General features: G+C 38.5%; 5 protein-coding genes. 3 read left to right on the top strand and 2 right to left on the bottom strand.

Annotated features, from left to right (window positions below; all coding sequences use genetic code 11):
- Positions 1–357: 357 nt before the first annotated feature.
- A complete protein-coding gene (locus tag NWP25_RS17960; RefSeq protein ID WP_313959075.1) occupies positions 358–2,025 on the top strand; it encodes an ATP-binding protein in 1,668 nt (555 codons plus the stop codon).
- 16 nt (positions 2,026–2,041) lie between these two features.
- On the top strand, positions 2,042–3,541 hold the full coding sequence (locus tag NWP25_RS17955; protein ID WP_280699918.1) for a DUF1802 family protein: 1,500 nt from the start codon (positions 2,042–2,044) through the stop codon (positions 3,539–3,541).
- 422 nt (positions 3,542–3,963) lie between these two features.
- On the opposite strand, the gene NWP25_RS17950 is transcribed toward NWP25_RS17955, so the two are convergent.
- Together NWP25_RS17950 and NWP25_RS17945 are read right to left on the bottom strand one after the other, a co-directional pair.
- Positions 3,964–5,553: a glucose-6-phosphate isomerase gene (locus tag NWP25_RS17950; RefSeq protein WP_280649802.1), complete on the bottom strand. Its 1,590-nt coding sequence runs from the start codon at positions 5,551–5,553 to the stop codon at positions 3,964–3,966.
- A 54-nt stretch (positions 5,554–5,607) separates the two neighbouring features.
- Complete coding sequence (locus NWP25_RS17945; protein ID WP_280649803.1) at positions 5,608–5,841, bottom strand: hypothetical protein; 234 nt, start codon at positions 5,839–5,841, stop codon at positions 5,608–5,610.
- Positions 5,842–6,003: 162 nt separating this feature from the next.
- Between NWP25_RS17945 and NWP25_RS17940 the strand changes: the two genes are divergently transcribed.
- A complete protein-coding gene (locus NWP25_RS17940; RefSeq protein WP_280649804.1) occupies positions 6,004–7,140 on the top strand; it encodes a branched-chain amino acid ABC transporter permease in 1,137 nt (378 codons plus the stop codon).
- Positions 7,141–7,375: the final 235 nt, after the last annotated feature.

Genomic DNA, 7,375 nt, shown 5'->3' with positions numbered 1-7,375 from the left:
GCTACCTTCAAGCTTGTATGTGTCAACAAATCAGTTATGTTCATTGGATGGAAGATATTATGAGATGTTGACATTTTCACCTTTGATAGGACTACTATATCTAACTATGTAAAGTTTTGTAACGACATTCAACATTTCTGTCCTTTTACCAATGCTGGTATCGTTAAAGAACAGGATGTTTGGGGAAAAAGATTACGGGATATACCAACTTTAAATGTCCATGCTTCTAATAAAGTTTTTGAGGCAATTGAATTTGTACGTAACAATGAATCTAGCCAAGACAAAATAACTTCAATTACCATAACGGCGCAACAAGGGGTCGGTAAAACTCATCTTCTCAGTCGCATTCGTCATCAATTGGAAAAAAAGGGTGGTGCTTTATTTGTTTATTCAGGAGGTAACAATTATACGGACTTAAATATAGTTAAGTACCAATTTCAACAAACGTTAGTACATAGTCTAAAGCAAACAGGCAGCCAAGCAGTAATGCAGTGGCAGGAAGTAGCCGCAGCTATGGTAAATGAGGTTAAACCTGACAATTTTTCCACTCCAGCAGAGTTAGTCAAAAAATTTGACCAAGCATATAAAAACAGTTTGTCGAAAAATAAAAATTTAATGAATGTTTTGCAAACACAAGTTATCAAACATAAACCCTATGCAGATCCTTATATCCTGAGGGCTATTTTATGGACACTTTCAGAAACTCAAGCACCTTTTGCAACTCAGTGGTTATCTGGTGAAGAATTAGCTCAATTGAATGCTGATGAGTTAGGATTACCCAATCCCAGCAAAGCAAATCAAGATAGAGAAGCTGAAGCGCTCAAAAATATTCAGCAAATTTTAAATTTGGTTAGTTTTTACAACCCGGTTGTTATTTGTTTTGATGAAATAGATGTTAAAAACAACTGTACTGAAGATGGGTTACCGACCGAAAGCGTAATTGCTAATTTGGTTAAAATTCTTCATGATACTCTTGAAAATTCTGAACTAAGTCAAGGTATTGTTTTTCTCACAGTAATGCTGCCTGAGACATGGAAAGAGAAGGTAAATTCAATACCAGGTGGTACCCCTGATAGAGTTTCAAAATTTACTCAGAGGAAACCAATAGAATTAAAACATGTTAGCGGTGATTGTATGATTGAATTAGTTACTGTTTGGTTACGAGAGTTTTATGAGGCAAAAAATTTATTTCCTCCTCATTCATTGTACCCATTTACAGAAAGTCAATTGAGAGAATACGGCAAAGGTAAACCAACTGTAAGAGAAGCTTTGCAATGGTGCGCTAATAATTTTAAAATTTATAAAGAACCACTACCATCTGATCCAATTGAAAGGTTTGAATTAGCATTCAGAAAAGAAAGTAATATCAATTATGAAGATTATTTAGATAATGGGGATGTCATTGCTGACTGTTTATGTTTTGGCTTTGAAACCCTGAAAAATAAGACTATAGAAGCAGTAATGATTGAAGAGATTATTAGGGATGTTAAGCCTAAGTCACAGAACAAAGATTTTATCAACTTTAAGATTATTGGTAATGAAAATGGAAGAACAGTAAAAATTGGCGTGGCTGTAATCCAGGGTTCTCAATTTACATTATGTGCTGGTTTAAGACGTTTAATTGATTATGAAACATTTGATCTAACTCGTGGTTGTTTAGTTCGCTCCCAAGGGAAGACAGAACAAATGAAAAAAAGTTCAGAAGCTTATAAATTGCTTGACGAACTCATTTCAAAGAAAGGAGGGGAACACGTAGATTTGATAGAGGAACAAGTTCGCCCATTGGTGGCAATTTTATCTATTTTTAAAAACTGCTTAAATTATCAACTGACGGAGGTGGAGGTTCTTGATATCATTGCTCAAAATAAAATTACGGTTGATAATCTTTTATTGCGAGAGATTTTAAGTGATCCATCTGGTGATATGCCAGAGATTGATGATAGTGAAATTTTAGATGAATTATTTAATCCTGTAAATATGATTGAAAAAGATGACTCAGATGATTTGAGCGATTTGTTTAATTGATTTTCTTTACTTAATTATGAGTAAGTCAGTTTTAATTGATAAAGCTTTATGCCTACCTTCTCCTGATATTGAAGCTTTAATGCAAGGGCGGATTATTGCATCTGTGCCTAAAAAATTGCTGAATATAGGAGATAAATTTGCACTTTATCCTGTTGACACTTTGAGTATTGCGCTTCCAATTGAAAAATACTACCGTCCTAGTTTTTGGCCAATTACTGAAAGTAGTATCCCACAAGTTAATTCTCCGATAGTTGCAATTAAAGCTTGGGCTAAATGTGAGCTTTGCGAATTTGTTGATGACATTCAGAAATTAGAGATTGTCTCTCAATTAACAATATGGTCAGTAAAAGTATTTGAGGAAATATTACGGGAAAAACCGTATATATTTTTGGCTTACTTGCGAGTTTATCATTTACCTGAATTTAAAGAGGTTTGCTTTGGTACCCATATTAAAGACAAAGTAGGTAAATTTATCAGCATACCTAATATTACTGCTTCTGAGGTAAAACCAGTGTTGAGTGATGGTATCTTCGCCCAGCGCCAACGCCAACTACAAAACCTAGAACCACCCAAATATCCAGAACTCGAAGAATTACAAGGTGCTTTATCGCAAATAGCCAGCACAAATGTAGCTGCACAGGAGTTAGACAATGACATCAAAATCTTTTTGGGTTGGAGTGGTGAGGGTTTAACTAAGTCTATTAATGCAGATTTAGCTTGGATAAATACAATTGTATCTTTAGGCGATCGCAGCATAGAACAAGATGAAATAAAAAGTAATTATCAAGCTGGGACAGACTTTGAAAACATTGTCCGCCAAAGCCTTGAATTTTTAGGATTCAAACTAGAAAAGGCCTATAAAGGTGGTGCGGGAGGATTAGACTTATATTGTTCAGAACCTTATCCTCTCGTTTGTGAATGTAAAGCAGGTAAAAGCATTCCTAGCGGTACTGTTCAGGAGTTAATTAAACTTGGGGGAATGCACTTAGGTCTTGCTAAATTTCTCAAGTCAGCAAAATTAATAATTGGCCCTGGTAAGCCATCTAGAGAGACACAAAAAGCAGCACAAGAATGGAAAGTGAGTATTATTAATACTATGAGTTTACAAAAACTGGTTGAACTGAAAGCAAAATATCCAGGCGCGATAAACTTGTTTGAATTGCAGGAATATTTAGAACCTGGACGAATAGAAGATAAAATAGATGAATATATTGATAAAATTGAACAATCTATAAAACTGCGATCGCATATAAACCAGCTAGTAAAAAAATATTTGCAAGACTCAGGGAAAGAATGTACAGGAGTCGAAGCTTTACATGGTGCATATTTTGCTTCAAATCCGCCACAACCTCTCTTACAAACAGAACAAATGCACGAAATATTGATAGAACTTTCTTCCCCACTCACAGGCTACCTAGGAAGAAAAAAAGGAAGTGATTGGAAAAGCGATCGCTTCTATTTTATCCGTAATTTACCAACTTCTTATAAAGAAGATAATACAATATATTTCATGTAAGTAAGTAAGTCAAACTGCCGATAAAATGCCGACTAGACAAAAGTTTTATTGTTTATATCTGTATTTCGCATTGCTGGTTTAATTTGGGATAATCAGATAGTTTGATTCATGAACTTTATGAATGATTATATGTGACTATATTTTTTTATTCGAACTTAATACCACCTGTTGCGGACAAGGAGGGAAACCAGGGGTTGTATCTGGGGAAGAGTCTGTATTTTGCTGAAATTACTAGAGACGTTCCACCGGAACGTCTCCATAGCAAATTGACTAGAGGGAGGTAGCTTTTAAATTCTATAGCCAAAAATGTAGTAACGTCTGCTTTGGTTGCCGAAAGACAGTTGTAGTAAGTTAGGATGTGGGTTGCACAATTTCCGTAGCTTTAGGTCGGGGATTGTGAATTTCGGGACATCTCTAACAAACTATGAAGTTGCAGAAACTTTTAAAGTACCAGGTTTACCCAGATGGCCTTGTAGGAGCACACCGCGCTCATTAGCGTGTAGATGCCGCAAAATCTTGTAAATTGACTCAATTTGCTCGGATGCACCTGCTTTTTGAGCAATTTCTTCTAGAGAAAGAGCTGTTTTTTCCTTTTGTAATAGGGCTACAACTTTTGATTGTAGGTCAAGGATAGCAGCAGCAGCTTTTTTACCAGCCTCTACCCCTGGCTGATGATAGGCGTTGATATTAACCAAGCTGGCGTATAAACCAACAGCACGTTCGTACAAAGCAATTAACGCGCCTACTGTTAAAGGATTGACTTGGGGAATGGTGACTGTGATGGAATCACGGTGATTTTCGTACAGCGCTTGTCGAGTTCCTAGGAGAAAACCAGAAAGAAAATCTCCTGATGTTACGCCAGGTTCAATTTCTATGGATTTTCCCTGACGATCTTCCAGAACTTCGATAAACGTGGCAAAGAAATTAGGTACACCCTCCCGTAGTTGCTGGACGTAGGCGTGTTGGTCTGTGGAACCTTTGTTACCATAAACGGCGATACCTTGATAAACGGTATTGCCATCTAAGTCTTTTTCTTTACCTAAAGATTCCATTACTAACTGTTGTAAGTACCGACTAAACAACAGTAAGCTGTCTTTGTAAGGTAAGACAACCATATCTTTTTCACCTTTGCCATTGCCAGAAAAGTACCAAGACAAGGCCAACAGGGCTGCCGGATTTTTTTCTAAGACTGGAACGCGGGTGGCATCATCCATTTCTTTAGCACCTTCGAGCATAGCGCGAACGTCTATGCCTTGTAATACTGCTGGTACTAGTCCTACAGCAGACATTTCTGAGGTGCGTCCTCCCACCCAGTCATACATGGGAAATCTCGCCAGCCAACCTTCACTTTGTGCTACTTTGTCTAAGTTGCTATCAACGCTAGTAATGGCTACGGCGTGTTTGCTAAAGTTCAGACTCTGACTTTCATAGGCTGCTTTTACTTCCATCATGCCATTGCGGGGTTCTGGTGTACCTCCAGATTTGGAGATGACTAAAACCAAGGTGCTGGAGAGAGTTGTTTTTAGGTGAGTGAGAATGCGGTCAATTCCTGCGGGGTCACTATTGTCGATAAAGTGAATTTTCAAAGCAGGAAAATCGGGTGCAAGGGCTTCAGCGACAAATTGTGGACCTAGGGCAGAACCACCTATGCCAATGGATATGATGTCAGTAAACCGACTGGCTTGAGGAGGATGAATAGCACCTGTGTGGACTTTTTCAGCAAAGGCTTCGATTTGTTCTAGAGTTTGGACAATCTCTTGTGTCAGTTCTGGGGTCGGTGCTAAATCTGGGTTTCGCAGCCAGTAATGTCCAACCATGCGGCTTTCGTCAGGATTAGCGATGGCACCGTTTTCTAATTCCGCCATGTCCGCAAACGCTTTGTCGAATTTCGGCCGCAAGGACTGCACGGCAGCGTCATCAAAACTCATCCGACTGACATCTAGGTAAAGTCCTAATCCCTCGTGGAAATATAACCAATTTTGGTATCGTTGCCAAAGTGCCTTTGCATCCATAGGGAAATCTCAAATAAATATTGCTTCAAAAACAAGTTTAATGTAAGGTTACACCTATCCCTGCCTAGCCTTATACAGTTTTAAGTCTTGGGTGTTGGGCATTTTAACAAAAATGCGGAAAACCCTTGAGAAAGAGGCGTATAGCGCCGTATTTCCTGGTTTAGTCAAGAGATGTTCGCCCAGCAGATCTCCTTGGGAGAAGGCTGTTTGTGTAGATTGCTGTTGGGGAGCTAGGTTTTTATACAGGCTGTTTACTGTTTTTGTTAATGTTGATGTAATATACACCATAATACCTTATCTGATAACATCACAAATTACTTAGAGGTAAACGTCTTAAAACTTATTAAAGAGCTTTTATGGGTTGCCTGAAGTAGGAAGTACGGGGCAATGGGTCTGTTGTTCCAGGATTTTCGGCATTTTCGTGATCACGCATATTTAAGTTTAATTTTTATGGTTGAATATCTCATTTTTTTAGCAATTTCTACAACCATCTTTGCTCTGTTTAGTTTAGGACTTAATTTGCAGTGGGGCTTTACGGGGTTAATTAATTTTGGTCATATTGCTTTTATGACTTTAGGTGCTTACACTACTGTGGTATTAAGCTTTAAGGGATTTCCCTTAGTTATATGTGTGCTTTTTGGGGCAGCAGCAGCATCTTTCTTGGGTTTAATTATTGGTTTAGCTACCCTGCGCTTGAGAGAAGATTATCTGGCAATTGTCACCATTGGGGTGGGAGAGTTAATTCGGTTAGTGGTGAATAATCAGGAATTACCTGTTGGTGATACCTGGATATCTGGAGCTTTTGGTGTCCAAAGTTATCCTATACCTTTATCCACAGAACCTAATTTGTTTTTTAGACTGGTGATGATGGCATTGCTGACTGTCCTAACTGTCCTCACTTTCTTTTGGTTGTGGCGATGGGTTTCCATGGCTGAAAAGTTTTTGTTAGCTAATGGGGGGAGAAAGTTTACTGCTAAGGAAGATTTAGCTTCGCGCTGGGGGGTGGGGATTGTGTTGGCTTTATTAACCGCAGCAATTTATATTGCTGGGATGATGGGTTTGTATAATTATAAACCAAAAGCAGGTTTAATGTTGTTGTCTCTGTTGGTGTTGGGGTTTGTATTCTGGCGGTTGCAAATTCTTGTGCGATCGCCTTGGGGAAGAGTTCTCAAAGCTATCCGTGAAGATGAAGAAGTACCTAGGGCTATGGGCAAAAACGTTTTTTGGTATAAAGTACAATCTCTCATGTTGGGGGGTGCGATTGCTGGGATTGCTGGGGCTTTTTTTGCTTGGCAATTGAGCGCGATTTACCCTGATAATTTTCAACCACAACTTACCTTTGATGCTTGGATCATCGTGATTTTGGGCGGCTCTGGGAATAATATCGGCACAATTTTAGGGGCGGTAATTTTCTTTACTTACGATGCTATGACTAGAGAATTTTTACCGAAAATTTTTACAAATTTATCTTCTGACCAATTGGGTGCATTTCGGATTATGGTTATTGGTTTGATTTTGATGATCTTGATGATGTGGCGACCTCAAGGGATTTTAGGGAAAAAAGAGGAACTGACCCTTGGGAATTAAGCTTCCCCGGTTTAGAAAGCTGGGGATTTCTGAAGAGTCCATAAACGAACTTTCTCAGGTTGAGTTAAACAGTCCCTACCTATTACGCTAAGATCAATTCCTAGCATTACCACTATCTTTCTCAATAAGTAGTTTTTTTAATTCTGGAAATTTTTTATAAGAAAATAGGCTGAAAACTCTTGAGGTTAAGTTTTAGCAAAAAATAGGGAGGCATCCCCGTTGGCGTAGCGTGCCG

The organism is Umezakia ovalisporum Ak1311 (genome assembly GCF_029891685.1).
Classification (GTDB): Bacteria; Cyanobacteriota; Cyanobacteriia; order Cyanobacteriales; family Nostocaceae; genus Umezakia; species Umezakia ovalisporum.
This window is presented reverse-complemented; position numbering and strand designations above follow the sequence as displayed.

Coding starts and splice junctions, on each gene's coding strand:
- NWP25_RS17940 (WP_280649804.1), top strand. CDS start 6,004: ATGGTTGAATATCTCATTTTTTTAGCAATTTCTACAACCATCTTTGCT.
- NWP25_RS17950 (WP_280649802.1), bottom strand. CDS start 5,553: ATGGATGCAAAGGCACTTTGGCAACGATACCAAAATTGGTTATATTTC.
- NWP25_RS17955 (WP_280699918.1), top strand. CDS start 2,042: ATGAGTAAGTCAGTTTTAATTGATAAAGCTTTATGCCTACCTTCTCCT.
- NWP25_RS17945 (WP_280649803.1), bottom strand. CDS start 5,841: ATGGTGTATATTACATCAACATTAACAAAAACAGTAAACAGCCTGTAT.